The sequence below is a fragment of the Marinomonas balearica genome, from assembly GCF_004362145.1.
GTDB classification, from domain to species: domain Bacteria; phylum Pseudomonadota; class Gammaproteobacteria; order Pseudomonadales; family Marinomonadaceae; genus Marinomonas; species Marinomonas balearica.
The window spans coordinates 525,175-549,893 of record NZ_SNXC01000009.1 but is presented as its reverse complement, the minus strand read 5'-3'; the positions used below and the strand labels follow the sequence as shown (position 1 = coordinate 549,893).

The window sequence follows — 24,719 nt, the reverse complement described above, 5'->3', positions numbered from 1 at the left end:
TATGTATAGTAGCGACATCATATTAAACAATTTAAAACAACGCCGTTAGTCTCTAACATTCCTTCAGACCCAAACACATATTTTCTGGAGGCAATATGACCAACATAAAAAACCAAGTACTTATACTAGGTATAACAGGCGGCATCGGAAGCGAAGTCGCTCGGCAATTATTAGAGCAAAACTGGAACGTAATCGCGCTACACCGTTCACCAGAACTCGTTTCTAAAGAAGTAAATCTCAAAACAAAACACATCAGCTGGATTAAAGGCGATGCAATGAATTCTGAAGATGTTTTAAAAGCCGCAGAAGGGTGTTGTGTTATCGTTCATGCAGTCAATCCACCGGGTTATAAAAAGTGGGAAAAATTCGTCATTCCTATGTTAAAAAACAGTATAAATGCGGCCAAAAAACAGCGAGCCACCGTCGTATTTCCTGGCTCAATATACAACTACGGTCCGGATGTGTTGCCCAATATTTCTGAATCAACACCTCAACATCCGAGAACAAAAAAAGGATCGCTTAGAGAAGAGATGGAACAGGAATTAAAACGCTTTGCAAATGACGGCGGAAACGTCATTCTAATCCGAGCGGGCGATTTTTATGGCCCTTATGCCAAAAATAACTGGTTTTCACAAGGACTGATCAATCCCAATAAAGCCGTTAAATCCATTTACAATCCCAGTAGAAAAAATGTGGGTCATCAATGGGCCTACTTGCCAGATGTCGCTCAGACAATGATATCTATGATCATAAAGCGACATGAACTTGAGCCATATGCCGTCTATCACATGAAAGGTATTTGGGATTCAGATGGCACACTTATGGTTAATACAATTCAAAAAATTATTCATGAAAAATCAGGAAAAAAACCAAAAATTGCACCTTTTCCATGGTGGCTTGTTTGGTTAGCAGCTCTCTTTAACACCACGGCAAAAGAACTCTTGGAAATGAAATACTTATGGACGCAACCAATCAAAATGGAAAATAACAAACTTAAAAAGAAATTAGGGGAAGAACCTCACACTCCCATTGAAATTGCGGTCGAAAAGACCCTGAGAAGTCTCGGAGCGCTAAACGATTAAAATAGCCTTATAAGGCAGCCTTGCAATAAAGTAAGACGGAATTAGATCCACCGTCTTACTTTATTGCAATAGTCTTTATACTCGCTTCCGAACTTTCTCCGGAGCATTCGTTCTTCTGGTTTTATTTGAAATTGAGTTATATACAAAATAAATACTGCGGTCGTCACCACACCAACCACCAGCACACCAAAACACACACTGATGCCAAATAAAACAAGCGCCATTGCCAGATACATGGGATTACGAGAAAACTTAAACACACCAGAAGTAACCAGTGCGCTCGCATTTTCAATTTTATGTGGATTAACGGTTGTTTTATGACGCCTAAATGTCATTACAGCACTTGCAGCTACTATAACACTCAGCAAAAGCATAACCGCACCAGCCCCACGGGTGACATCATTTGCTTGATTAATAAAATTTTGATTGGCGAGATACACAAAACTCAATAAAAACAGCAACACAACCACAGGTGGAATTTTTAGGTTTAACATCGCGTTCCCCTTTTTGAAAAGCTCTTAATCCAATACCTTTTTACTGACCTAATGAAACCCTCACAGACTGCCGGGCATGGATATAAGAAAATTATGTAGCGCACTGAAGAGCGCTCCGCAGCGCGCTATCTATAATTTTTTTCAATAAGCCATTGGCTAACAACAATCTATGGCTTAAGAGCCATCACTTTATCAATGTCTTCAGCGGAATGACGCTCAATCACTTGCTCCCACGCTTCACCAAACGGACGATTGACGATACGCCCCCTTTGCACTGCTGGGCGTTGTTCAATTTCCTTCGCCCAGCGTAAAAGATGAGTATAACTTTCAACATTTAGAAACTCTGCTGCGTCATATAGATTACCCAACACAAGGTTGCCGTACCAAGGCCAAATGGCAATATCAGCAATGGAATACTCATCGCCAGCCATATAATTATTCTCGGCCAAGTGCTTATCTAAAACATCCAACTGACGCTTTGTTTCCATAGTAAAGCGATCAATCGGGTATTGCTGCTTAGTTGGCGCATAGGCATAGAAGTGACCAAATCCACCACCTAAATACGGAGCCGATCCCATTTGCCAGAACAACCAATTACGGCATTCGGCCTTAGCAGCGTGATCTTTTGGCTCCAATACGCCAAATTTATCTGACAAATACTGAAGAATAGAAGCCGATTCAAATAAGCGTGTAGGTGGCGTCGTTGTTGTATCCAACATTGCCGGGATCTTTGAGTTCGGGTTTATTTCAACGAAACCAGAAGAAAACTGATCACCTTCCCCAATGTTGATCAAGTACGCATCGTATTCCGCATCAGTAATGCCCGCTGCAAGTAACTCTTCAAGCATTATCGTTACTTTTTGTCCATTTGGCGTCGCTAATGAATGTAGTTGCAATGGATGCGTTCCAGCAGAAAGCACTTTTTCATGCGTCGCACCCGCAATAGGTCGGTTTGTGCTGGCGAATTTGCCACCGTTTTCAGATTCCCATTGCCATACTTTTGGTGGTACATAGTCGTCGTTATTAACGTCTGTATTTGATTCAGTACTCATTTGCACCCTCAATGTTTAGTTAACCGTAACAATTTACACCCAAGTTACGTCTTAGTTTATATAAGTAGTTATATGGGACGATTATCAAACTTAACAAGCGTAGTTAGAAAATCGATTACAGATTCGACTTTTTTGCATATTTAGGAAAACAACATGAAACTCAAAAATCACCTAAAAGGCTCACTTGCACTGCTCACCATAGCCAGTGCTTCGCTAATCACCAATACAGCCAACGCAGAAACACAAAGCTTAATAGTAGCCGGTGGCTGTTTTTGGTGTGTTGAATCAGATTTCGAAAACGTTGATGGCGTGATAGATGTGGTATCTGGGTACACCGGAGGCCATCAAGAAAATCCGAGTTATCGTCAAGTAGCAGGCAAAAAAACAGGGCATTTTGAAGCCGTCAAAATCACCTATGATGATTCAATTGTATCGTTAGAGACACTCTCAAATTATTTTTGGCGAACAATAGACCCGACAGATCCTCACGGACAGTTTTGTGACAAAGGCAGCCCATACAAGACTGCAATGTTCTACCAGAATGATGCTCAAAAAGAGGTATTTGAAGCCTCTCTGATTCATGTCAAAGAAACAAAACCATTTGCAGAGGATATCGTCACGCAATTACTACCCGCCAGTGAATTCTATCTGGCAGAAGCGTATCATCAGGACTATTACACAAAGAACCCACTACGTTACCGTTTTTATCGTACAAGTTGCGGAAGAGACCGTAAAATAGAAGCGCTGTGGGGCGAAGTCGCTAGCAAAATGTTTCATAAATAGTAACAATATTTTCACGCGGCTATGCTAGTCTTTTCGGGGACAATTTAGAGATAGCAAGTCCCATTTGAAAAATGATTCACCTATGTTTAAAGGATATACAATGACTACTAATGTACCAAATGTCGTGTTTAAAACCCGTGTTCGCAACGAAGCTTTAGGCGGACCAAACCCATTTGAATGGAAAGACGTGACAAGCGATGATCTATTCAAAGATAAAAAAGTAGTTGTTTTCTCATTACCCGGCGCCTTTACTCCGACATGCTCCACTTCTCACTTGCCAAGATATGAAGAGTTGTACGAAGAATTTAAAGGGCAAGGCATCGACGCGGTCATTTGTATCTCTGTAAACGACGCATTTGTAATGTTCCAATGGGGTAAAAGCCAAAATGCGAAGAATGTTTTCCTACTTCCAGATGGTAACGGAGACTTCACTCGCCAAATGGGAATGTTGGTTAAGAAAGACAATTTGGGCTTCGGTATGCGCAGCTGGCGTTACGCTATGCACGTTGAGAACGGCGAGATCAAAAAAATGTTCTCAGAAGCAGGATACCAAGACAACGCTCCTGAAGACCCATTTGAAGTATCAGATGCTGATACTATGCTGGAATACTTGAAAGCACGTTAAACAATAGGGAAGGTTCGAATCAGCTGTATTCGCTCTCATCTTCCCTAGGCTGCAAACACGACCCAGTGTTTGCAGCCACACTTTTGCGTCATTTAATTTCTATTTCAACAAATACAAACTCAAAATCGTTGTCATTGATCACGTTGTGACATACTCCCGCTTCACGCGAATAGGACTTCCCCACTGTAAGATCGGAATATACGACTCCCCCATGAGTTTCGATTGTTAAGCGCCCAGTGGTTTGAGGCACAACAATGTAATCATACTCATGAGTATGTAAAGCGGTCTCAGCTCTGGGTGGAAAACGCCATTCCGTCACAATGAATTTATCGTTATCTATTTGTACAGTCGGTATTGCATGAGATCGATTCGCCATAATTCTGCCCTTCTTGTTCTATTTATGGAAACACTAATAGCTTCCAAGCTACAACCTTGCTTCAATCAGTTATATAATGCCCGCTCAAACTAAAAGTTGGATATCTATGAACCGTCGCAAGAAAATCAAAAGCATCATCACTAAAAAAGCCAAACGTGCTAATTTAAAGGTAAATCCTAAAAAAGCAAAACCAAAATACATATCAAAAGCAGAGCGCGCGGCGCTAGAAGCCGAAGAGCAAAATCAACCAGAAGCGCCACAAGATTCATAACAAATCGACGCTAGACCTCTTCACGTCGGGCGTTTTATCTCATGATGTTTAAGTTCACTCTCCCTACGACTAAGCGCCCTTGTATGCATATCCTTGTTTACTGAATGCATTAACGATGGCGCGACCCATTCGAAATCCTTCCTTCTCATCTTAAATACTTCAATAACGCACTAATAAGACGCATAAAATTGGGTGTTGCATCGAAACATTTTCGGTTCTAGTGTCGTTAGATGACGATCAATAAATACACAGTTCGAGCTTTTAAAATGCGCTTAAATGATAGACAGTAATAAAAATAATAACGTTAAGAGTGTAATAACACGACACGATGTCTATTAAAGAAATTGCAACTCAGCTGGATTTATCCGTATCGACGGTATCGCGTGCACTGAATGACTACCCAGACATCAGTCCACGAACTAAAAAGCGGGTACTCAAAGAAGCTGCCCGACAAGGCTATCAGCTAAAAGGGAATGAAAACGGTCATTGGGTACAGGCTAAGCGTGTTGTCACCGCTGTGCTGCCCAGTCAAGATGCACAATATATCGACGCAACACTTTCAAAAGTGCTGTCAGGAACGAGACAACGACTCGAAGAGCACGATTACATATTAAAAATCGTTGTCATTGACACCGGTAGATTGGAACTGAGTGAGTTTGAACGACTGATAAAAGCAGGCGATCAAGACGGTTTTATTATGCTTCGCACGAAAGCGAATGACGCGAAAGTGCATCGATTACTCAAGCTCAACATTCCGTTCGTGTGTTACGGAAGAATGGAAACAACAAAACGCTATGCTTGGTTAGATTTAGATAATTATGCCGTAGGCAGAATGAGTGTCGAAACGTTGAGTGATGCGCAACGAGCCAGTATCGGCATCGTTTCCGTGAGCGATCGATACTTTTTTGCAAAAGAAAGACGACGAGGGATATTTGACGTTGCCAGAGAGCACAGTCTGAACCTTACGGAACAAAACCTGATAGAAGTAAGTTTCGACGAAGAAGAAAACTATTTAGCGTGCGCTGAACTGTTAATACAGCAGCCAACAATTACCGCTCTGATTTGCCTAACCAGTACGGCCGCTAAAGCCGCTGCATTGGCGGTGATGAGATTGAAAATTGAAGGGCGAAAGATCGACATCATTGGATGTGATACGCCCATGGATGAATTGACCTCCAGTATGGGGATTAAAAGTATTCAGCCAGCGCCGCCCGCTCAATTAGGAGAAAAGCTAGCGAAAATGATGATCGCTCGAATAAAAGGCGTACCAGTAGAAGAACTTCAGGAGTTGCTTACTCCTGGTGTTGTGACCTCAGGGTTTTCTAGCCCTTTTAAGTCGTATTAGAGTGCATCAAACACTCTTTTTTAAAGTCATGGAAACCCATTCAAAAACAATAAAAGTACGGGGAAGACGAAATGAAGAACCAAACAGCACTTATCGTGTCGAGTAGCTTGTTGTTCAGTCAACTTGCAGGCGCAACGACCGTAGAGTTTTGGACAGCACAAACTCAAACGGACAGGATGCAAACCATAGAACTGCTCGCCAGCACATTTGAAGCACTCTATGATGGCGTTACCGTAAAGGTCGTGCCCGTTGATGAGAACGAAATGGCCACTCAAATGGCGGCGGCCGTCGCAGCAGGCACAACTCCTCAATTAATAGAAGTGAACTCTGAAATAATCATGGCATTTGGTGAAGAAGGTATCGTCAATACTAAAGTCCATGATTCCGTCGTAGCAGATATTGGTAAAGAACGCTTTCACAAAGGTGCTTTAACCACGCTAACCTCCCCTGATGATCAGTATTACGGGCTTCCATACCATGGCTGGATTCAAGGCATTTGGTATCGTAAAGACTGGTTTGATGAAAAAGGCCTGGCCGCGCCGAACAGTTGGGAAAACATAGAAACTGCGGCAAAAATGCTGACGGATAAAAGCAATAATCAATACGGTATATTGATAGGAACAAAACAAGACAGCTACACCGAACAAGTCTTTACACAATTGGCACTTTCAAACAATGCGGCAGAATTTGACAGCAAAGGATCTCTTGTCTTCAACAGTCCCGCTACGTTAGAAACCATTGAATTCTACAAAAAACTATCAGAATACAACCCTCCTGGTCCTCAAAATTGGCGAGCTAGAGATTACTACCTGCAAGGCAAAATGGGGATGTTCTTCTACTCGACCTACATTATGGATGACCTTGCCCTCGCCGAAGTTGCGAAAGGATCGCTGACTTCTGAAAACTTTAAAGAGCTCAGTGGTGGCACGTTTGACCCAGACCTCGTGAAAAACACCGCCTTTGCGCCCATCATCAGCCATAAAAGCGCTGCATCCTATGGCACATTATCAGGACTGGTCGCGTTAAAAACATCCAGCATGGCGCAATCCGACGCAACCAAAGATTTTATAGAATTCATGTACGATCCAGCCAGCTATATCACCTTCTTACATATGGCTCCGGGCGGAATGAACCCTATGCTTAAAGGGATTGCGGAAGATCCAGCTTATCTAGACGATCCGAACGGAGTGTTTAAACTGTACGGCGCAGACAAGATGAAACAGATCGTTTCTGGGTTTGATGATATTCGTTCTTTTTCAGTAGTCGAGGGTATGACCTTCCCTGAATCCGGCGAAATTTTTGCCAAATCGGTCATTCCTAGAATGCTGTACAGCGTCACCATTGAAGACGAGAGTCCTAAAAAAGCACTCGATGCAGCAGAGCAAGAAATGAAGGCCATAGTAGCGCAATAGTTCACTTTATTTCGTCACATAGGCATTCATTACTGTGTGTAAGGTGACGACAACGGCGATCAATACAACACGCCAATGTCGTCACTTTGTCTCCAAGTATTGCTCAAGGAAATGGATATGTCATCACTATTGAAAAAGAGCGAAGCGAAGCTCGGACTAAAGTTGGTTGCACCCGCCGTAGGAATAATCGCTCTTTTGGTCATTTATCCTATTGCATTCAACGTTTACCTTAGCTTCTTTGACGTCCAATTAAACGGCCAAAAAACGTTTGTGGGCTTCGAAAACTATTCGAATTTATTATGCAACCCAAGATATTATCACTCCGTCGGTGTGTCGGTTGTCTACCTAATCGGGACCGTTGCTGGGACAACGATACTGGGGTTAGCCGCTGCCATATTAATGAACCAAGATTTCCGCCTTCGAAATCTAGCTCGCGGGCTTATTCTACTTCCCTACTTCGCGCCTGTTATTAGCGTCGTATTCGGATGGCAATTTATCTTTGATCCGGTTAATGGAATATACAACCATATGGTCGTAGATGTTCTTGGCCTAACAGATACTCGGGATAACCTCATTGGGAACCCTGACTCGGCGCTCTTTGTGGTCATTGTTTTTGATATCTGGAAACACTTCCCGATCGCCTATCTCTTGTTTTTGGCAAAACTACAGAGCGTTCCAAAAGATCTCTACGAAGCGGCTGCAATAGACGGCCAAAATGCGTGGGGGCGTTTCTGGCACGTTACACTTCCTGAGTTGAGATTCGTAATCGCAACCGTTGTTTTGCTGAGAGTCATCTGGAATTTAAATCGTTTTGAAGATGTGTATTTACTCGCTCCTAATGTCGAAACACTTCCCATTTTTACCTATTACCAAGCGTTCGCAGGACTGGTCGATCAAGGCATCGCCGCTGCGATATCCGTTATTCAATTGCTGGTGCTCGTCGGTCTTATTTGGCTGTACGTTCGCAAAGTACTGAAGTGGTGAAGCTATGATGAACAAACGAACGAAACTGCAATCCTTTATGCTCTATGCCCTTGTGATCGCCTTAGTGGTCTTTTGCATTTTTCCATTTCTACAAATACTTTCTACGTCGTTAAAGCATCCTATCGATTGGGGAAACCCGTCGCTTATTCCAAAAATACTGCACCTCGATGCTTACAAAGAACTGCTTGGACTTATGCCTCCAAAAGACGTGGACATACCTGCCAGTATCCAACGTTTGCTCGATAACCCGGCATTGTCCGAAGCGAAAAAACAAGCCCTTATTACCAAATTTACTTCCGGTGGAGATGTGTTTTCATTTGGTCGCTATATGCTCAATACCTTTGTTATTTCTCTTGTAACAGGAGTATGTGCAACCTTTCTCGCTTCCCTCGCGGCTTATGCCATTGCACGTTTAAGGTTTCCCGGACAATCGGTCATGGCGAACGGTGTTCTGTTCGTCTATATGGTAGGTGGTGTATTGCTCATGGTGCCGCTGTACCAAATGAGTGTGAGCGTTGGTCTAGCGTCAAGCGTCGCTGGAACGTTATTTAGCCTGTTTCTTATCTATTTGATACAAACGCTGCCCGTTGCAATGTACATGCTCGGAAACTACTTTCGAACCATTCCTTTTTCGTTAGAAGAAGCCGCAATGATGGATGGCTGTTCACGAGTAGAAGCCTTTTGGCGAATCATAATGCCACTGTCAAAGCCTATGCTATTTACCGTCTTTATTTACTGCTTTGTGATCGCATGGAACGAATATCTATTTGCCTCAGTATTCTTAAAACAATATCAGGATTTTCACACTCTTCCTCTCGCATTGCAGACACTGTTTACTTCAAAAAATGCAATCTGGGACAGGATTATGGCCGCCTCGATGTTAACCCTATTACCGGTCATTATTTGCTTTATGCTTGCCAATCGGCACTTGTCAGGTGGATTAACCGAAGGTGGTGTCAAAGGCTAACGAGATTCACAACGCGTAACTGATTTTAAATAATAAAAGGGAAACACGATGAGTTCCGTCATTATAAGAAACGTAAATAAATCCTACGGCACCTTGCCTATTGTGAAGAACCTTAATCTAGAGGTTCAGGACGGTGAATTCGTTGTTCTTGTAGGCCCAAGTGGTTGTGGCAAAAGCACGACTCTAAGAATGGTCGCAGGGCTTGAAGACATCACTCAAGGTGACATTGACGTGGGTGGACGTACCGTCAATGACTTGCCTCCACACAAACGAAATATCGCTATGGTGTTCCAAAACTACGCTTTATACCCGCACATGTCGGTGAAAGAAAACATCGTATTTGGGCTGAAAAAATCGGGAGCAGATGCGCAGACAATTCAAAATAAACTCGCCGATGTCTCAGAAATGCTGAAACTCGAACCGTATTTGGATCGAAAACCTGCTGATTTGTCCGGTGGTCAACGGCAACGTGTTGCGATGGGACGGGCACTTGCCAGAGACGCCGATGTTTACCTCTTTGATGAGCCACTGTCCAACCTTGATGCAAAGCTTAGACATCATATGAGAACCGAAATCGCCCGAATCCAACACCAATACAACATGACCGCTATATACGTAACACACGATCAAATCGAGGCCATGACACTCGGCGATCGCGTTGTGGTGATGCGAGATGGAATCGTTGAACAAGTTGGCTCACCGATGGAAATTTACCTACAGCCTACAAATACCTTTGTAGCGACGTTTATCGGATCTCCTGCTATGAACCTCATAGAAGCAACAGTAAACGAAAACGTTCTCGTCATTGATGACTACCATATTCCAGCCGCAGACATCGCAAACGTTGACCTAACGGAACTCAATAAACATCACTCGGTGCTCGTTGGAATTCGGCCTGACTTTTTTGAAGACAGTTCGCTGAACTCGCCCAGTGATAATGTATTTGAGTTTAACGATATTCAAGTTGATCTGGTTGAAAACCTTGGCTTTGATAAAGAAGTTCTATTCAAACTCGGCGGGGAAGATTCGAAAGCACGCTTAGATTTGCGATCACACGTACAACGAAAAGAGCATATTTCACTGACAGTCGATCTCAACAGAGTATTGATCTTTGATACCAGTACTGAGGGCGTACTTTTGAATCCGGGCGCGTTAATAAACCCAACCGACCTGTCAGATCCTAACGGTTAGAAAGTAAAGATCAAGCATTGCTACTTTAACGTTCTAACCGTCAGGTAATTAGGCATTACTTAGGCATTTTCATTCACTACAATGACTTTGCGATGCGGGAATGGAATTTCGATATTGTTGTCATCAAGCGCCTTTTTAATTTGCTCAGGCACGGTATATAAAACATCGAAGTAGTGCTCACCCTTACAGAACGGTCTGACAAGAAAATCAACAGAACTGTCATTTAAGGTTTCGACTTCTACAAACGGCTTAGGGTCTTTTAGGATATGAGGATGTGAAGACAACACCTCTTCAATCACCGCGCGCGCTGCGTCGGTATTTTCACCATAAGCCACACCAAATCGCATATCTACCCCACGAACAGGATGATGCGAGTGATTGATAATCTGGTCGCCCCAAATTTGACTGTTCGGCACGATAATCTGTTGGTTATCGAATGTTTGCAAAACCGTTGTAAACAAATCGATTTCCGTCACTTTACCAAATCTTCCCGCGGCATCGATAAAGTCTCCCACTTTATAAGGTCGGAAAATCAGCAACATAACCCCGGCGGCTAAGTTAGACATTGCACCTTGTAGCGCAAGACCAACCGCCAAACTCGCTGCGCCTAACAACGCCACAATCGACGCAGTTTGCACACCAAAGCGATTCAAGACAGCAATAAGAACAAACGCCATGACAACATAACGAGCCACACTGCCTAAAAAGCGAAATAACGTATCGTCAAGCTTATCGTGTTTCTTGCTCACACCAACTACAAGCGCATTAACTCGTCCTGCAATCCACATACCTACCAACAATATGACGATCGCGAGCAATACATTCGTCGCCCAATCAATCGCTGTTGGCAAATATTGGTTTATATCCAGTTCTTGAATTACATCCTGCATACCTTAACCCTTTTATGTTTGAATAGTCCTAAATTCTTGCAATTACAAGTATCGCTTTCAGAACACACCTTAACAGAAGTCGATTGCAGTTAAAGTTGACCAAATGTAAAAAATTATATCTAAATTGAACACACCGGTTATTTCATGATTTTTTAAGATACTACTGAACCAACTGCTTATACATTACATAGCTATCTACATACCCTAAACGCTTATGGCGATACGCTTTAGGAATGGTTCCGATGATTTCAAAACCCAACTTTTGCCACAGTTTTACAGCAATGTCGTTTGTTGAAACGACTGAGTTAAACTGCATCGTTTCAAACCCAAGCTCTAACGCGATTTGTTGTGAATGGTCACACATCTTTTTCGCCACCCCTTGCCCACGCGCTTTTTCACTTACCATGTATCCGCAATTACAAATGTGGTTACTTGGCCCCATTGCGTTTGCTTTAATATAGTAAGATCCCAAAATCGAGCCATCTTCACCCTCAAAAACAAATGTCTTAATGGGTGAAACACACCACAACGAATACCCATCCTCGAAACGCATCTCGGGATCAAACGCATAGGTTTCCTGAGCGGTAACAATGGATCGAAAAACTGGCCAAAATTCTTTGAAATCTTGCTCTGTTATCAGCCTAAGCATCTCTTCTACCTCTGGAATTACGAAAATAAGAATCAGGAAAGGAAATGTGAAATGAACGAAACTATTTCATGCGTCAATACAAGCGCTCTTTCACTATGTTATACCGTAACTCGGCTGCCTTGTTGTCTCTATTACGTCAAAGGTAAATAGCAGACAAACCGTGACCACGATTGATACGCTTAGAATGAGCAATCTGTGTCAATGCGAAGATTTTATGAATAGAACTTACATCACACATTTGCTTCACTGTGATGTAAGTTTCCGATTGAGCTTGACCTAAATTCGTCTATTGGTGGTTCAATCTTCTGCTTCAAAATAAGCGAAGACTTCTGCACCCGTCATATTGTGAGTTTCGTTCTTGAACTCGTAATACTCAGGTTTCTCGTCAATGAATATTTGATGAGTAAAAGTAAATTTGTTATCCGTTTGCAGTAAACCAATAGGAAGATGGTACTGATTGGCGGGTTTAAGGAAGTAAAATAGGTGAGTTCCACATTTGCTACAAAAACCTCTCTCAGCCCATTCTGATGATGCATAACGAGTGACACTGCTCTCGTCTGATATTTTTACAGAATCGGCACAGTCAATCGCTAGCATTGGCCCGCCTCCCCAGTTGCGACACATGCTACAGTGACATGCTGCAACTTCGCTACTGGCGTACTCAACTTCTAAAGCAACCGAACCACACATGCATTTACCATGACCTTTCATCGCAGTCTCTCCTCAAAGTCTATATAGAAATAGTAACTATTTGCCATAATTATGACAACCTCACTGTTGGTAGAGCCAATCGAAGCCTTTTATTTTATTGAAAACCACACTCTTAACGGAGCGGTCATAAAACCTTTGGCTCTTGTTGAGTCGTACAATGAATGCCTCCACCCCCCGCCGCTATAGCGTCGATGTTGATCTGGATTACATCTCGTTCAGGAAACGCTTTTTGAAGTTGGCGTTTTGCTGCGGCATCCGTTCGTGGATCACCAAATTCAGGAGCAATCACCGCACCATTACAAACGTAGTAATTGATGTAACCTGCGGCAAAATCGTCGCTAGCATACTCTTCACGGATCCTTGTCGGTGCTTCTAATGTAATAATCTCCAGTTTTCGACCTTCTACATCCGTCGCTTTACGTAGAATCTCCAGATGCTGCTTGGTAACAGCGTGATCAAACGAATAAGGATCGGGATCGTATCCCACTACAACCACCCCAGGACGAGCGAAACGAGCATAAAAATCAGTGTGCCCATCGGTAATGTCTTTGCCTTTAATGCCGGGCAACCAAATGATCTTGTTCAATCCAAGTAAACGCTTCAGTTCTTGTTCGCATTCACGCTTACTTACACCAGGGTTGCGATTTTCATTGAGCACACAACTCTCGGTTATGATAGCTATTCCATGCCCATCAACCTCAATCCCGCCGCCTTCAAGAACGAGATCCGTCTGGATACGAAGCACATCAGCGTTTCTAGCAACAAACGCAGCGACCTTTGCGTCATGTTCATAATCTTGCTTATCGCCCCAGCCATTAAAATTAAAATCAACGGCGGCCTTGTCGCCACTCTTTGTGACAACGAAAACAGGCCCTGAATCACGAATCCATAAATCATCAAGAGGACTAACGATGAGATCAACCTTGTTCCCCATTAAACGTCGAGCCAGAGCCAAGTCTGATTGACGAACCAACATTGAGACAGGTTCATACTGAGCAATGCTCAAAGCAATGGTTGCCAAGTTACGTTGAACGTCAAACAAAAGCTCGTGGCCCCAAATATCTCGACTCGCTCCAAAGGCCATCCATGTACGCTGATGCGGATCACTTTCATCTGGCATAATCCAAATTTCTTCACCCTTGGACACAGCAAAAGCCCCTTTCGCTCCTCCAATTACAGTGGATGCTGCTAAAAAGCTAAGTGATTTAATGACTGTGCGTCGAGTGGCCACGGTGTTTATCTCCTCAAGAATAAGACAAAGAATAATCGCCCATTGTTTAGCATCAGTTTATACAAGGTAGATTACGATGGACATGAGTATGATTGTGACAAGACGGTAGCCCGCTTGGATGAGTAACAGCGCCTTCCCCCAGCCACAAAACAAATTATCCGAAAGCAACGCAGGAAAAATAATCAGAAAACCCAATACAAGGCCTAAAATCACCGCCTCGTTCACACTTGAAATGTCGAGATTCTCAGAAAGAAAAGACACACCAAAAGCACTAAGAATACAGGCAACGATACTGCCTATCATGGGTAAAGTTTGATTGCCGATATTTTCTGGCGTTTTACCGATGCTGGCCATCCATCTAGGGCCGAACGCTATTGGGCTGTACCACAATGCACCTAAAATCATCCCTGTTACAGAAGCCGCTAATATTTCTATTATTTGAACGGACAATAATTCCATAGAGCAACACCTCATTTTATCGTGAACAGAAATCCGAAAATTTAAGAGTAATACAGTAACGCAGCTACTGCGATTATCAACAAACAATCGACTCAAAACAGAGCCTGACAAAGTGTTATTTCATTATTGAGTTTGATCAATGCCTCGCAAAAGGTTTAAAAAATCAGGTGGATATAGCAAACAACAGTTGCACAAAATCTGTTACGAAGTAATGTACTTTAAAAAATGGGAGAATTCAGATCCATGACGGCTATTGCGGCATAATTCACGATTAAATCAATTCGCAAAATCGTCGGGCATATATTTCTCATCACCATTCACGGACAATTTCTGAATAATTTCGGCTTTACTAGGGTATAGCTCTATCAAATTAGCAGCCTGTCCAGCTTCAAAGCATGATCCTGTAAACCCTGGCGCCATAGTACAACCGAATAATGCATAACGTCCTCCCTGATTAAGGCATCCCGCCTGCCACACTCCAGCAGGGACAACGTATTGAACATATTGCCCTTGTGCGACATTCTGTCCCATTATAATTTCTTCTGTCTGACCATCTGGATACAGTAGATAAAGCGTGAAAGGGTCGCCACCGTACACATGCCAAACTTCGTCATAATCAAGTTTATGAAAGCACGACACACTTTCAGGTTCATTTGCATAAAGCCCAATCATTGCCGTTCCGCTCGGCTTGTCATCAGCTGTTTGTTGCGATGCTCTCCAAGTACTCTTGAACAAAGTCCCTTCAACTGGCAGTCTTTCAAAGCGGTAATGACGAAGCATGCTCGCTGTATCAGGATGAACAGGCTTTTGATTGAATCGGTTAAGCTCCATCACATCGATAATCGCATCGACATTCAAAGATCCATATAAATGAGGATACAGATCTTCCGTAGACGAATAGCTTAATTTATTTCCATCAGGTATTTCATAGCGAAGCTCAGAGCGTAATAAGCTCACGTCAATCACCAACAATTTAAGATTTTTTTGATCCCGATAAAATTCTTTAACGACCGATCCAACCTGATGAAAGCTGCAAAAATGAACGAACCCATCTGTGCTAAGGCTAGGGGCAGTATATGTGGTGCTCTGAAGAATCTTAGAAGCTTGATTTTCTAAAACAATGTGAAACACACAAGCTTCGGTAGGGTCAGTCATGTCAATTCCTTATTAGCGTAGACTGGGGGTTAGGCACATCGAATGCGTCTTTTGGATTGTCTTTTTATGCTTCGTTTATTACAACGGCCTGCTCACGATATATTTGCCATAAATCATTGGACTTTTTAAGCATAAGATTAAAAACGATTTTTTTGGGACCATCTCCCAAATCCATCTGTCGTGTCACCATCACATAACCAGATTGCTCTCGCACATCGATATAGTTAAATTCAGCCGTCTTATCGAGTGAAGGTGCTCCTGAATCTCGCAATCGACGGAAGAATTCCATGTTTTGTTGGTAGTCGAAGTTTAAAACACTTCCATCTGGTAACAGCATGACAATGATCAGCTCTGGTGCATACAGGTTTGCGAGGTCATCAAGTCGATAATTACAGCCCGCGTCAATCAAGGCTTCTACTGTCGATTTCAATTCCTTTTGGGGTTCATTCAATGACATATAATTCCTACTATTTGAACTTTAGCTCATAAGAGTTTTCGGTGTGTAACTGCGATAAATTCCGTGTGACGGTATTTGTAACATATTTGATTCCTGCTCAGTAAAGAGATTTTGGAGTAAATACGCTACCAAACGCAGATTTTTTGACCTTAGCAAGTTTCGATTCCAGTAATTTTCGACCGTTTATATTATTTAGTGTGCAGATGCATCGGCGTTAAACTGCGATGAATAATGTAATATTATGTAGTGAAGCCCTTCTCTATTCCGCAATAAAGTTATAATTTTACAAACTAACATGGACAGTTATCTCGTTTTATTCCTATTGATATCGAGGTCTCATGAAAGCTAGCATCGTAAAAAAGAGAGTTTTGATTCCAATAAGTCAGTTGCTACTTTGGTTTTTTATCGTTTGCCCCGCATATGCTGATGATGGTTTCTCTAATATTCCGCAAGCAACCATCCAGCTAGATCACCTCACAACAGAGGATGGACTTTCTCAGAACCACGTTCTAGCTATTTTACAAGATCGTCTAGGCTTCATGTGGTTTGCCACCCGAGATGGCCTGAATCGATATGATGGCAATACATTTGTTGTTTATAAAAACAACGCAGATAACCCCAACACCATCAGCTCAAATTCCATTCAAGATTTAATCGAAGACGATCAAGGGCAATTATGGGCGGCGACAAACAGCTCAGGTGTTAATAAATTTAACCCTCGAACTGTACGCTTCACTCGATATAGGCATGAGCCTACCAACCCCAACAGTTTAAGCAGCAATTCTGTTGAGAGTATTTTTCAAGACAATAGCGGGAACTTTTGGTTCGGTACATCGGACAGCGGGCTGAATAAGTTTGACCCTGTAAACAATGAATTTACACTTTTTAGTACAGATACTGCGGGTCATTTTGTAGGCCGTATTACCGACATTACTGAAGATGTGAAAGGAAACATTTGGTTTGTAGGAGCAAAAGGGTTATATAAATTAGACCCAATGACTGGAGAGTTAGTTCGCCCCTCTGAGACAATTGAAAGCCTCTCAGGCGATCATATTTATGCAGACAATTCGGGGAATCTTTGGATACTGTCTTGGGCTCCCGCGGCACTTGTAAAATTTAATATAGAAGCAGAAGAATTTACCCAATACCCTCTTGAGTCTCTTGGCTTATTTAGCGCAAACCTGCTTGCAGACGGCAACAAAGGGTTTTGGATTCCATCGAAGAGCGGGCTGTATTATTTTGATCGTGAAACCACCCAATTCTCCCAACTATTCCTGCACGACGCCTCAAACCCTCATGGCCTTAACGACAATAGCGTTACCTCGATTTTTAAAGATACATCCGGTTTGTTGTGGTTAGGTACGGTCAACGGAGGAATCAATCTGGTTGATTTTAGACAGCAACAATTTGGTTTGCTCCAAAATCAAGATTCTAACCCTAACAGTATTTTGAGTGGCAGAGTCGCCGAAGTTTATGCTGAGTCAAATGACATTATTTGGGTGGGATTTTGGCCTCGAGGCCTAAGTAAGATTGATCAACGCACCGGAACCGTCACCAATTATCTCCCTAATCAGGACAGCAGCCAGTCACTCAGTCCGGGGCTGTATATCAGCAGCATACAAAAAGATTCACGTGGGTTTCTTTGGTTGGGCGGCTGGGAAGGCGGATTAGATCGATACGATGAAGCAACTGGCGAGTTCAAACACTTTCGACACGATCCTAATGATCCAAACAGCCTTTTATCAAACCATGTTTTAGAAATCTATAAGGATCAAGACGGTATTTTGTGGCTTGGTCAATTCGGAGGCCTGAGTCGATTTGATCCAGAAACTGAGCAGTTCACTCACTATACCCACGATTCAAATGACAATAGCAGCATAGGAGGAAAAAACGTCAGGGCGATCTATCCTGATGGCACCGATGCACTTTGGATTGGTACTTGGGACGGTGTGTTAAGCCACTTTGACAAACGATCAGAAACCTTCGTGAATTACCTTCCGGAATACCACTCCCCAGACAAGTTACAAGGAGGAAGTATTCGATCCCTCCACCTAGATGGGATGAAGATGCTCTGGGTTGGTGCCTCAGATGGCTTGTACAAATTTGACCCGCAACATCAAAGTTTCACTCGCTATACGGAAAACCAAGGGCTTCCAAGCAGCAATGTTGAAGGTGTGTTGGAAGACTCTCGAGGTCACCTTTGGGTCAGTACAAAAAACGGTCTATCTCAATTTAATGTGCAAACTGGCACATTTAGAAACTACGCCGCCGAAAATGGTTTGCAAAGTAATGATTTTAGCCAAAACAGCTACGCGCATGCGCCCAATGGACAAGTTTTCTTTGGTGGTAGCAAAGGGCTAAATGCATTTTTCCCCGAGCAGATAGAAGATAATCCGTTTGTCCCACCGGTCGCAATTACGGATCTTAAAATATTCAATAAACCTGTCGAGATCTCCGTTGAATCAGTTTTAACGCAAGCGATTCAGTACACAGATTCACTCACTCTCTCCCATCAAGATGCTATTTTTTCTATGGAGTTTTCGGCGTTAAGTTACGCAAACTCTGAAAACAATCAATACCGCTATAGACTGGAAGGACTAGAACAACATTGGAATACTGTCAGCAGCAAACAACGCTTGGCCATCTACACCAATTTGGATGCAGGTGAGTACCTATTTCATGTTCAGGCTTCAAACAGCGACGGAGTCTGGAACAGTCAAGGCGTTAATCTGCCGATTGTCATTTTGCCACCGTGGTGGAAAACAGGATGGTTTAATAGCTTAGTAATCGCCGTTTGTCTTATTGTGATTATTAGTATTTACCGTATTCGTATTAAAAGCCTGAAACAGAGAACCGCTGAGATAGAACATATTGCCTACCATGATTTGCTCACCTCGCTGCCCAATCGCCGACTGTTCATAAAGAAACTGGATCATGTCCTAACTAACGTTCAACGTTCTGAACACCACGGCGCACTCATGCTTATCGGTCTAGACAACTTCAAAAACCTCAACGATACTCACGGGCATGATAAAGGCGATCAATTGTTAAAAGAAGTTGCTAAAAGGCTTCAATTAACAATACAAAAAGACGGTTGTGTTGCACGGTTCGGTGGTGATGAATTTATGATTATGCTGACGACTTTGGGTAGCTGCCCTGACAAGGTAAGTGACCGAATCAATCAGATTGCCAACACGGTGTCAGAGACCATTTGCCAACCCTTTATCATCGGCGAACATACACACCATATTACGTCTAGTATTGGCATTACCGTATTTACAGGAATGCAGAGCAATCCTCATGAATTGCAAAAACAAGCTGACATTGCGATGTATCAAGCAAAGCAAAATGGTCGCAATAACTTTCTACATTTCAGCCCTGACATGCAGACAGCCATCGCTGAAAAAGCGGCTCTTGAAGCGGCTATGCGACAAGGAATTGACGATCAGCAGTTTTTCCTTCATTACCAAGCTCAATATGACAGCAAAATAGGCATCGTCGGGGCTGAAGCTCTCATACGTTGGCAACACCCTAAACTTGGCCTAATCCCACCTAATCAGTTTATTCCACTGGCAGAAGAATCAGGCTTAATTGTACCTATAGGTGATTGGGTGTTGGAAAACGCGTGTAAACAACTCAAAACCTGGTCAACAGATTCAAAAACTAGAGATCTAGATTTAGCCGTTAACGTGAGCCAATACCAGTTTCGTCAAAGCAACTTTGTGGAAAAAGTACGCCAAATACTACAGCAAACTCAAGCGCCCGCGAGTCATTTGAAAATTGAGATGACAGAAAGCCTTTTAATTGAAGACATTGATGATTCCATCAATAAAATATACGCTCTTAAGTCATTCGGTGTAGGGTTTTCTTTGGACGACTTTGGTACTGGGTATTCTTCATTATCGTATCTTACGCGCTTGCCATTACAGCAACTCAAAATTGACCGTTCATTTATCGCCAACTTACCAAATAGCCATGATGACGCCATTGTCGCGCAAACCATTATTACTATGGCTCAAAGCTTACAATTGTCGGTCATTGCAGAAGGCGTTGAAACAGAAGCTCAACGAGAATTTCTGGAACAAAAAGGCTGCTCCGCGTACCAAGGATTCCTTCTTAGCAAGCCAGTCTCGCTCAAGGATTTTGAAGAGTTACTGTAAAAAATAAAGTGCCTCCAATAGAAAACTCAGTGATTGAGGATTGGCTGTGGTAGAGAGGCTTTATTTGAGCTTCGAGTATTTACCATAAAATCAGCTCATTCATACTACTTCGTAAAAGGTCTTTGATGGCGTTTAATGGCAATTCAGTATTATCGAAAGAAAGTTGATTCCAATCGAAAAAACAGCCTTCACTATCTAGAATTGGTTAAATTGTCGCATGTTGCCAACTTATTCGCAGAACCCTAAAGGCATCATTGAAAAAAAAATGAAACTCTAGTAAATTAAAAAGCTATAGAAAACAAGATATCAGTTTTATTTATTAGTGTTATTCAAATAAGGCAATTGACATGGAGGTCCCATTATTTAATAACAGCCTACTCAAGACTCCTCAATCATTTTCCACTTTATATATGTTTTTCAATCTTAAACACATATAAAATCATAAAAAACATTTTAAATCTAAACAAAAAGGAGATTAATTTAGATAACAACCAGTCATATAGCGATAAAAATCAAACTTTAATGTGATCCCTTAAAATTAACCCCAGATCACCAATCTATATTTAAAAAAATATTTTTTTTAATTTTTAACAGTTATATAAGGATAAATAGCTTAATATGAAAAACATAATATTTATTTTAAGTACAATTATTAGTCCACTAGCGTTTTCAGATGTTCCTAATATATTTATTTCAGGTTCACCGGCAAAAGCTGCCGAGGTAAACCAAAACTTTAACGCTTTAGATTCTAAAATCACGTCTGCAAATTCAAGAATATCTGCTTTAGAAGACGCTTCGGAACAAGCAGATGAATGTGAAAGTGAGGACTACTGGAGTGCTAATATACAGAAAATATCTTATGAGCCGAAGTCGTCTACAATTGGTCTTCAATTGAACTATTATTCAACAAACTACAGAGTTGTGGAAGTACCTTTTAAAGAGTTCGGCACTGGCGATCTTTATAAAGTTAGATTTCCTGCTGAAGAAAGATCATCAGATAGTATATATGCGTACCTTTCAACTAGACATGTTTCAGATTTTAGTGAATGCAGCAGCTTTAATATTTCTAGTTTTCCTGTATCCGATAATAGCCTATTCGTAAACCGTACTTTCTCAATAGTTAATAACGGCACCACTAAATCTCAATCAAATCTTAGCGCAAGTTATAGTTTAGGCGTCAAAATTGGTGAAACATATTTAAGCCTTTCTTTTAATGTAAGTAAAACAGAAACCGATCCGGTTGTTTCTCCAGGTGACTATGATTTTACAGATGATTTCAACACAAATAATATGACAACTGATCAAGCATTAATAGACGCACTCGATAACTTGGTAGACTATGTACAAATTACGAAGGTACAGTGATGAAAACACGTTTATTTCTGGCGATTTTATCCGCTACATTTTTGGCATCATGCGGAGGATCTTCAGGCTCTGAAAACTCTTCGTCAAGTAGCGAGAATACTTCCAGTGAAGAGAATGTCACAATAGTTGAAAGTAGCCCAGGCGGAAGTGTTACATCAGAAAGCACTCCGGTCAATACTGAAAATAGCACTGTCGGAAGCGATGATTCAGAAAACTCTTCAGCCAATACTGAAAATAGCTCTGTCGGAAGCGATGATTCAGAAAACTCTTCAGCCAATACTGAAAATAGCGCTGTCGGAAGCGATGATTCAGAAAACTCTTCAGCCAATACTGAAAATAGCGCTGTCGGAAGCAATGATTCAGAGAACTCTTCACTCAATACTGAAAATAGCGCTGTCGGAAGCGATGATTCAGAGAGCTCTTCACTCAATACTGAAAATAGCTCTGTCGGAAGCGATGATTCAGAAACCGTGACTATTGAAAACGGTACCAGTACTGACGAAAGTAATCCTGTAACTCAAAAAAAATGGGATGAATCAGAATGGGGTACGTTAATTTGGCAGTAATATTCTTATGGAACACGCGGTAGTTTTGCTGACATGAACCAATAACGAATCTTTTCGATAAGAACCCTAGATCTCACAACAAGCAATACACGCCTATTGTGGAGATCTAGGGCAAGCCCTCTATCCGGGCAGAGTATTTGAAGGTATACATTAGTGCAAAATTTGAGAACCTAATTAGAATACTAAAATGCCGGTTTGGCTTTCGAGAAATCGCCTACAACGGATTGTCGAAGAATGACAACAAGCTTTTAGCCTTGTTCAGACTTGGAAATCTACTCAGAGTTGTCCAAATGACACGATCTGCATGGGGTTCATCCGTCTAGCTCATCAAAAATGAGAGTAAAAATCTCAAAATAGGGCTAAAAACTCTCGAATTTTATGTGTATAGAGCAAACCTTCAAGTTTGAGCAACTAAATTGACTGAACTATTAGCCGGCTCCCTAACTAATAACTAGTCAATTTTATATTAACGTCATAACCGAATAATTAAACCGCTGAAATCTATGCCGTATGAAGTCGATAATTGAGATTCTATCGCTACAACGATGCCAGTGTATGAGTAAATAAACTCCTTACCCCGTTCACAAGCATTTGAACGGACATCATCAGTAGCAGCATGCCCATCAAACGCTCTAACGCAGCCAACCCCTTTTCTTTGAGCAATCGGTTCAATAAAGGCGCCATCGCCAAAATTACGACAGAAATCCCCCACGCTGCGATCACGGCAATTATTAGATTATTGGTACTTTCGGGATAACTTTTAACCATCACCAATAACGTCGCTAATGTAGAAGGTCCCGCCAACATCGGTATGGAAATAGGTACTATAAAGGGCTCCATAGCTGGCCCTGAATCGGGTTTAGCAACACTTGGGAAAATCATTTTCAACGCAATAACAAAGAGCACAACACCTCCCGCAATGGAGATCGACTCTGTCTCTAGGTGAAGTAATTTGAGGAATTCTGCCCCAAAAAACAAGAAGAACATCAAGATAACCAAGCCGATCAGGCCGTCGCGAATGACTATCTGTACTTGTCGTTTTTGCGGTACACCTTTCATGACCGACAGCAATATTGGAATATTGCCAAATGGATCGATGACAAACAAAAATAGCAATGTAGCGGAAAGAATTGAAAAATCAGTTATCATGGACTCGATTACATATGTTAGCTAAAAACTGGGCGCGCATTATATGTATATACAAGTATAAAGGGAACCCTAAATCATCCAATAGTTTAGCGAAAAACAGTCCTTCTTTTTGATATAGGCTTGCTCGATGCGCTCAATCAGTAACAACAACTCGATATCTTGCGACAAGGAACCATCATGAGACTATCACACTGCCACAATTTCCAAGATTTTCGCACACTGGCGAAAAAGCGTTTGCCCGGCCCCATATTTAATTATATTGACGGAGGTTCGGACGATGAAAGTACCTACCGGCGTAACACAACTGCATTTGAATCCTGTGATTTAGTTCCCAACGTGTTAACGGGAGTTAAAGACATCGACCTTTCAGTCACTGTGATGGGGCAAAAACTCGATATGCCCGTCTATTGCTCCCCTACTGCACTACAACGACTCTTTCACCATCAAGGCGAGCGAGCAGTTGCTGCGGCAGCCGAGAAATACGGCACCATGTTTGGAGTATCATCATTTGGTACGGTCAGCGTAGAAGAAATAGCAAAACAAGTGAAGACTCCGCAAGTGTATCAGTTCTATTTCCACAAAGACCGTGGTCTAAATCGAGCCATGATGGAACGCGCCAAAGCATCAGGCATTCAAGTCATGATGCTAACGGTCGACTCGATTACGGGAGGAAACCGTGAACGAGATCTACGCACCGGCTTCTCCATTCCCTTTCGTCTGACATTAGGGGGCATGCTGCAATTCGCTATCAAGCCTATGTGGGGCATCAATTACCTTACTCATGAAAAGTTCAGCTTACCTCAGCTTGATGAGCACATAGACATGGACGGCAGCGCGACCTCCATCGGAGAATATTTCACCAATATGCTGGATCCTTCCATGAACTGGGACGATGTCGCAGAAATGATCAAATTCTGGGACGGGGAATTCTGCTTAAAAGGTATTATGAGCCGTGAAGACGCTCGTCGTGCAGTTGATATAGGCTGTACAGGAATCGTAATTTCTAATCATGGCGGTCGCCAGTTAGACGGTTCGCGAAGCTCTTTCGATCAGCTTGCAGAGATTGTCGACGAAGTAGGCGATGAAGTAGATGTCATTCTTGACAGCGGTGTACAACGCGGTACTCATGTACTCAAAGCGCTTTCAATGGGTGCAAAAGCAGTTGGAGTTGGCCGGATGTACCTCTACCCACTTGCGGCAGCGGGGCAGCCCGGTGTAGAGCGAGCGCTGGGATTAATGCGATCCGAGCTAGAACGCGATATGAAACTGATGGGCAAAACATCTGTAGATCAACTTTCGAGAGCGAATTTAAGATTTCGGTAGGAACTCTTCATAGGCAGCTCTT

General features: G+C 42.3%; 24 protein-coding genes. 13 read left to right on the top strand and 11 right to left on the bottom strand.

What is annotated here, in order from left to right:
* The first annotated feature begins 95 nt into the window (after positions 1 to 95).
* Positions 96 to 1,082 carry an SDR family NAD(P)-dependent oxidoreductase gene (locus tag DFP79_RS04185; protein WP_133502671.1) on the top strand — a complete coding sequence of 329 codons (987 nt, stop codon included), beginning with the start codon at positions 96 to 98 and terminating at the stop codon, positions 1,080 to 1,082.
* A gap of 41 nt (positions 1,083 to 1,123) precedes the next feature.
* Here DFP79_RS04185 and DFP79_RS04180 read toward each other — a convergent pair whose 3' ends face one another.
* Together DFP79_RS04180 and yghU are read right to left on the bottom strand one after the other, a co-directional pair.
* Positions 1,124 to 1,576 (bottom strand): methyltransferase family protein, encoded by a 453-nt coding sequence (locus DFP79_RS04180; protein ID WP_133502670.1) that lies wholly within the window; start codon positions 1,574 to 1,576, stop codon positions 1,124 to 1,126.
* A gap of 167 nt (positions 1,577 to 1,743) precedes the next feature.
* Positions 1,744 to 2,628 (bottom strand): glutathione-dependent disulfide-bond oxidoreductase, encoded by an 885-nt coding sequence (yghU, locus tag DFP79_RS04175; RefSeq protein ID WP_133502669.1) that lies wholly within the window; start codon positions 2,626 to 2,628, stop codon positions 1,744 to 1,746.
* A 153-nt stretch (positions 2,629 to 2,781) separates the two neighbouring features.
* Here yghU and msrA point away from each other — a divergent pair, with 153 nt between their 5' ends.
* Together msrA and DFP79_RS04165 are read left to right on the top strand one after the other, a co-directional pair.
* Entirely contained in the window at positions 2,782 to 3,411 is a 630-nt protein-coding gene (gene msrA / locus DFP79_RS04170) for a peptide-methionine (S)-S-oxide reductase MsrA (RefSeq protein ID WP_133502668.1), read from the top strand.
* A gap of 100 nt (positions 3,412 to 3,511) precedes the next feature.
* On the top strand, positions 3,512 to 4,036 hold the full coding sequence (locus DFP79_RS04165) for a peroxiredoxin (RefSeq protein WP_133502667.1): 525 nt from the start codon (positions 3,512 to 3,514) through the stop codon (positions 4,034 to 4,036).
* A gap of 88 nt (positions 4,037 to 4,124) precedes the next feature.
* Here DFP79_RS04165 and DFP79_RS04160 read toward each other — a convergent pair whose 3' ends face one another.
* Positions 4,125 to 4,412, bottom strand: coding sequence for a cupin domain-containing protein (locus tag DFP79_RS04160; protein ID WP_133502666.1), 288 nt, complete (start codon positions 4,410 to 4,412; stop codon positions 4,125 to 4,127).
* 106 nt (positions 4,413 to 4,518) lie between these two features.
* On the opposite strand from DFP79_RS04160, the gene DFP79_RS04155 reads away from it, so the two are divergent.
* The 6 genes from DFP79_RS04155 to DFP79_RS04130 all read left to right on the top strand — a co-directional run bounded on the left by DFP79_RS04155 (position 4,519) and on the right by DFP79_RS04130 (position 10,582).
* Entirely contained in the window at positions 4,519 to 4,683 is a 165-nt protein-coding gene (locus DFP79_RS04155; RefSeq protein ID WP_133502665.1) for a DUF2986 domain-containing protein, read from the top strand.
* A gap of 328 nt (positions 4,684 to 5,011) precedes the next feature.
* Positions 5,012 to 6,028: a LacI family DNA-binding transcriptional regulator gene (locus DFP79_RS04150; RefSeq protein ID WP_133502664.1), complete on the top strand. Its 1,017-nt coding sequence runs from the start codon at positions 5,012 to 5,014 to the stop codon at positions 6,026 to 6,028.
* A gap of 71 nt (positions 6,029 to 6,099) precedes the next feature.
* A complete protein-coding gene (locus DFP79_RS04145) occupies positions 6,100 to 7,440 on the top strand; it encodes an ABC transporter substrate-binding protein (RefSeq protein ID WP_133502663.1) in 1,341 nt (446 codons plus the stop codon).
* Between the two features lie 117 nt (positions 7,441 to 7,557).
* Positions 7,558 to 8,424, top strand: coding sequence for a carbohydrate ABC transporter permease (locus tag DFP79_RS04140; RefSeq protein WP_133502662.1), 867 nt, complete (start codon positions 7,558 to 7,560; stop codon positions 8,422 to 8,424).
* Positions 8,425 to 8,428: 4 nt separating this feature from the next.
* A complete protein-coding gene (locus DFP79_RS04135) occupies positions 8,429 to 9,391 on the top strand; it encodes a carbohydrate ABC transporter permease (protein ID WP_133502661.1) in 963 nt (320 codons plus the stop codon).
* Between the two features lie 48 nt (positions 9,392 to 9,439).
* Entirely contained in the window at positions 9,440 to 10,582 is a 1,143-nt protein-coding gene (locus DFP79_RS04130; protein ID WP_133502660.1) for an ABC transporter ATP-binding protein, read from the top strand.
* A gap of 59 nt (positions 10,583 to 10,641) precedes the next feature.
* On the opposite strand, the gene DFP79_RS04125 is transcribed toward DFP79_RS04130, so the two are convergent.
* The 7 genes from DFP79_RS04125 to DFP79_RS04095 form a co-directional block, all read right to left on the bottom strand.
* Entirely contained in the window at positions 10,642 to 11,472 is an 831-nt protein-coding gene (locus tag DFP79_RS04125) for a mechanosensitive ion channel family protein (RefSeq protein ID WP_133502659.1), read from the bottom strand.
* A gap of 160 nt (positions 11,473 to 11,632) precedes the next feature.
* Positions 11,633 to 12,121, bottom strand: coding sequence for a GNAT family N-acetyltransferase (locus DFP79_RS04120; RefSeq protein ID WP_133502658.1), 489 nt, complete (start codon positions 12,119 to 12,121; stop codon positions 11,633 to 11,635).
* A 297-nt stretch (positions 12,122 to 12,418) separates the two neighbouring features.
* Positions 12,419 to 12,832 carry a GFA family protein gene (locus tag DFP79_RS04115; RefSeq protein WP_133502657.1) on the bottom strand — a complete coding sequence of 138 codons (414 nt, stop codon included), beginning with the start codon at positions 12,830 to 12,832 and terminating at the stop codon, positions 12,419 to 12,421.
* Between the two features lie 124 nt (positions 12,833 to 12,956).
* Positions 12,957 to 14,063 (bottom strand): agmatine deiminase family protein, encoded by a 1,107-nt coding sequence (locus tag DFP79_RS04110; protein ID WP_133502656.1) that lies wholly within the window; start codon positions 14,061 to 14,063, stop codon positions 12,957 to 12,959.
* 57 nt (positions 14,064 to 14,120) lie between these two features.
* A complete protein-coding gene (locus DFP79_RS04105) occupies positions 14,121 to 14,522 on the bottom strand; it encodes a DUF1761 domain-containing protein (RefSeq protein WP_166637633.1) in 402 nt (133 codons plus the stop codon).
* A gap of 276 nt (positions 14,523 to 14,798) precedes the next feature.
* Positions 14,799 to 15,677 (bottom strand): cupin domain-containing protein, encoded by an 879-nt coding sequence (locus DFP79_RS04100; RefSeq protein WP_133502654.1) that lies wholly within the window; start codon positions 15,675 to 15,677, stop codon positions 14,799 to 14,801.
* 64 nt (positions 15,678 to 15,741) lie between these two features.
* Entirely contained in the window at positions 15,742 to 16,134 is a 393-nt protein-coding gene (locus DFP79_RS04095; RefSeq protein WP_133502653.1) for a nuclear transport factor 2 family protein, read from the bottom strand.
* 338 nt (positions 16,135 to 16,472) lie between these two features.
* On the opposite strand from DFP79_RS04095, the gene DFP79_RS04090 reads away from it, so the two are divergent.
* The 3 genes from DFP79_RS04090 to DFP79_RS04080 all read left to right on the top strand — a co-directional run bounded on the left by DFP79_RS04090 (position 16,473) and on the right by DFP79_RS04080 (position 22,225).
* Complete coding sequence (locus tag DFP79_RS04090; RefSeq protein ID WP_133502652.1) at positions 16,473 to 20,294, top strand: EAL domain-containing protein; 3,822 nt, start codon at positions 16,473 to 16,475, stop codon at positions 20,292 to 20,294.
* Positions 20,295 to 20,912: 618 nt separating this feature from the next.
* Positions 20,913 to 21,659 (top strand): hypothetical protein, encoded by a 747-nt coding sequence (locus DFP79_RS04085; protein WP_133502651.1) that lies wholly within the window; start codon positions 20,913 to 20,915, stop codon positions 21,657 to 21,659.
* Entirely contained in the window at positions 21,659 to 22,225 is a 567-nt protein-coding gene (locus DFP79_RS04080; protein ID WP_133502650.1) for a hypothetical protein, read from the top strand. Before DFP79_RS04085 ends, DFP79_RS04080 begins: the two co-directional genes overlap by 1 nt.
* Before the next feature lie 537 nt (positions 22,226 to 22,762).
* Here the strand turns inward: DFP79_RS04080 and DFP79_RS04075 are convergent.
* Positions 22,763 to 23,374, bottom strand: coding sequence for a MarC family protein (locus DFP79_RS04075; RefSeq protein ID WP_133502649.1), 612 nt, complete (start codon positions 23,372 to 23,374; stop codon positions 22,763 to 22,765).
* 177 nt (positions 23,375 to 23,551) lie between these two features.
* Here DFP79_RS04075 and DFP79_RS04070 point away from each other — a divergent pair, with 177 nt between their 5' ends.
* A complete protein-coding gene (locus tag DFP79_RS04070) occupies positions 23,552 to 24,697 on the top strand; it encodes an alpha-hydroxy acid oxidase (RefSeq protein WP_133502648.1) in 1,146 nt (381 codons plus the stop codon).
* The last annotated feature ends 22 nt before the right edge of the window (positions 24,698 to 24,719 follow it).

Coding starts and splice junctions, on each gene's coding strand:
- DFP79_RS04155 (WP_133502665.1), top strand. CDS start 4,519: ATGAACCGTCGCAAGAAAATCAAAAGCATCATCACTAAAAAAGCCAAA.
- DFP79_RS04115 (WP_133502657.1), bottom strand. CDS start 12,832: ATGAAAGGTCATGGTAAATGCATGTGTGGTTCGGTTGCTTTAGAAGTT.
- DFP79_RS04150 (WP_133502664.1), top strand. CDS start 5,012: ATGTCTATTAAAGAAATTGCAACTCAGCTGGATTTATCCGTATCGACG.
- yghU (WP_133502669.1), bottom strand. CDS start 2,628: ATGAGTACTGAATCAAATACAGACGTTAATAACGACGACTATGTACCA.
- DFP79_RS04070 (WP_133502648.1), top strand. CDS start 23,552: ATGAGACTATCACACTGCCACAATTTCCAAGATTTTCGCACACTGGCG.
- msrA (WP_133502668.1), top strand. CDS start 2,782: ATGAAACTCAAAAATCACCTAAAAGGCTCACTTGCACTGCTCACCATA.
- DFP79_RS04080 (WP_133502650.1), top strand. CDS start 21,659: ATGAAAACACGTTTATTTCTGGCGATTTTATCCGCTACATTTTTGGCA.
- DFP79_RS04100 (WP_133502654.1), bottom strand. CDS start 15,677: ATGACTGACCCTACCGAAGCTTGTGTGTTTCACATTGTTTTAGAAAAT.
- DFP79_RS04185 (WP_133502671.1), top strand. CDS start 96: ATGACCAACATAAAAAACCAAGTACTTATACTAGGTATAACAGGCGGC.
- DFP79_RS04120 (WP_133502658.1), bottom strand. CDS start 12,121: ATGCTTAGGCTGATAACAGAGCAAGATTTCAAAGAATTTTGGCCAGTT.
- DFP79_RS04130 (WP_133502660.1), top strand. CDS start 9,440: ATGAGTTCCGTCATTATAAGAAACGTAAATAAATCCTACGGCACCTTG.
- DFP79_RS04090 (WP_133502652.1), top strand. CDS start 16,473: ATGAAAGCTAGCATCGTAAAAAAGAGAGTTTTGATTCCAATAAGTCAG.
- DFP79_RS04075 (WP_133502649.1), bottom strand. CDS start 23,374: ATGATAACTGATTTTTCAATTCTTTCCGCTACATTGCTATTTTTGTTT.
- DFP79_RS04140 (WP_133502662.1), top strand. CDS start 7,558: ATGTCATCACTATTGAAAAAGAGCGAAGCGAAGCTCGGACTAAAGTTG.
- DFP79_RS04135 (WP_133502661.1), top strand. CDS start 8,429: ATGATGAACAAACGAACGAAACTGCAATCCTTTATGCTCTATGCCCTT.
- DFP79_RS04105 (WP_166637633.1), bottom strand. CDS start 14,522: ATGGAATTATTGTCCGTTCAAATAATAGAAATATTAGCGGCTTCTGTA.
- DFP79_RS04165 (WP_133502667.1), top strand. CDS start 3,512: ATGACTACTAATGTACCAAATGTCGTGTTTAAAACCCGTGTTCGCAAC.
- DFP79_RS04145 (WP_133502663.1), top strand. CDS start 6,100: ATGAAGAACCAAACAGCACTTATCGTGTCGAGTAGCTTGTTGTTCAGT.
- DFP79_RS04095 (WP_133502653.1), bottom strand. CDS start 16,134: ATGTCATTGAATGAACCCCAAAAGGAATTGAAATCGACAGTAGAAGCC.
- DFP79_RS04125 (WP_133502659.1), bottom strand. CDS start 11,472: ATGCAGGATGTAATTCAAGAACTGGATATAAACCAATATTTGCCAACA.
- DFP79_RS04085 (WP_133502651.1), top strand. CDS start 20,913: ATGAAAAACATAATATTTATTTTAAGTACAATTATTAGTCCACTAGCG.
- DFP79_RS04160 (WP_133502666.1), bottom strand. CDS start 4,412: ATGGCGAATCGATCTCATGCAATACCGACTGTACAAATAGATAACGAT.
- DFP79_RS04180 (WP_133502670.1), bottom strand. CDS start 1,576: ATGTTAAACCTAAAAATTCCACCTGTGGTTGTGTTGCTGTTTTTATTG.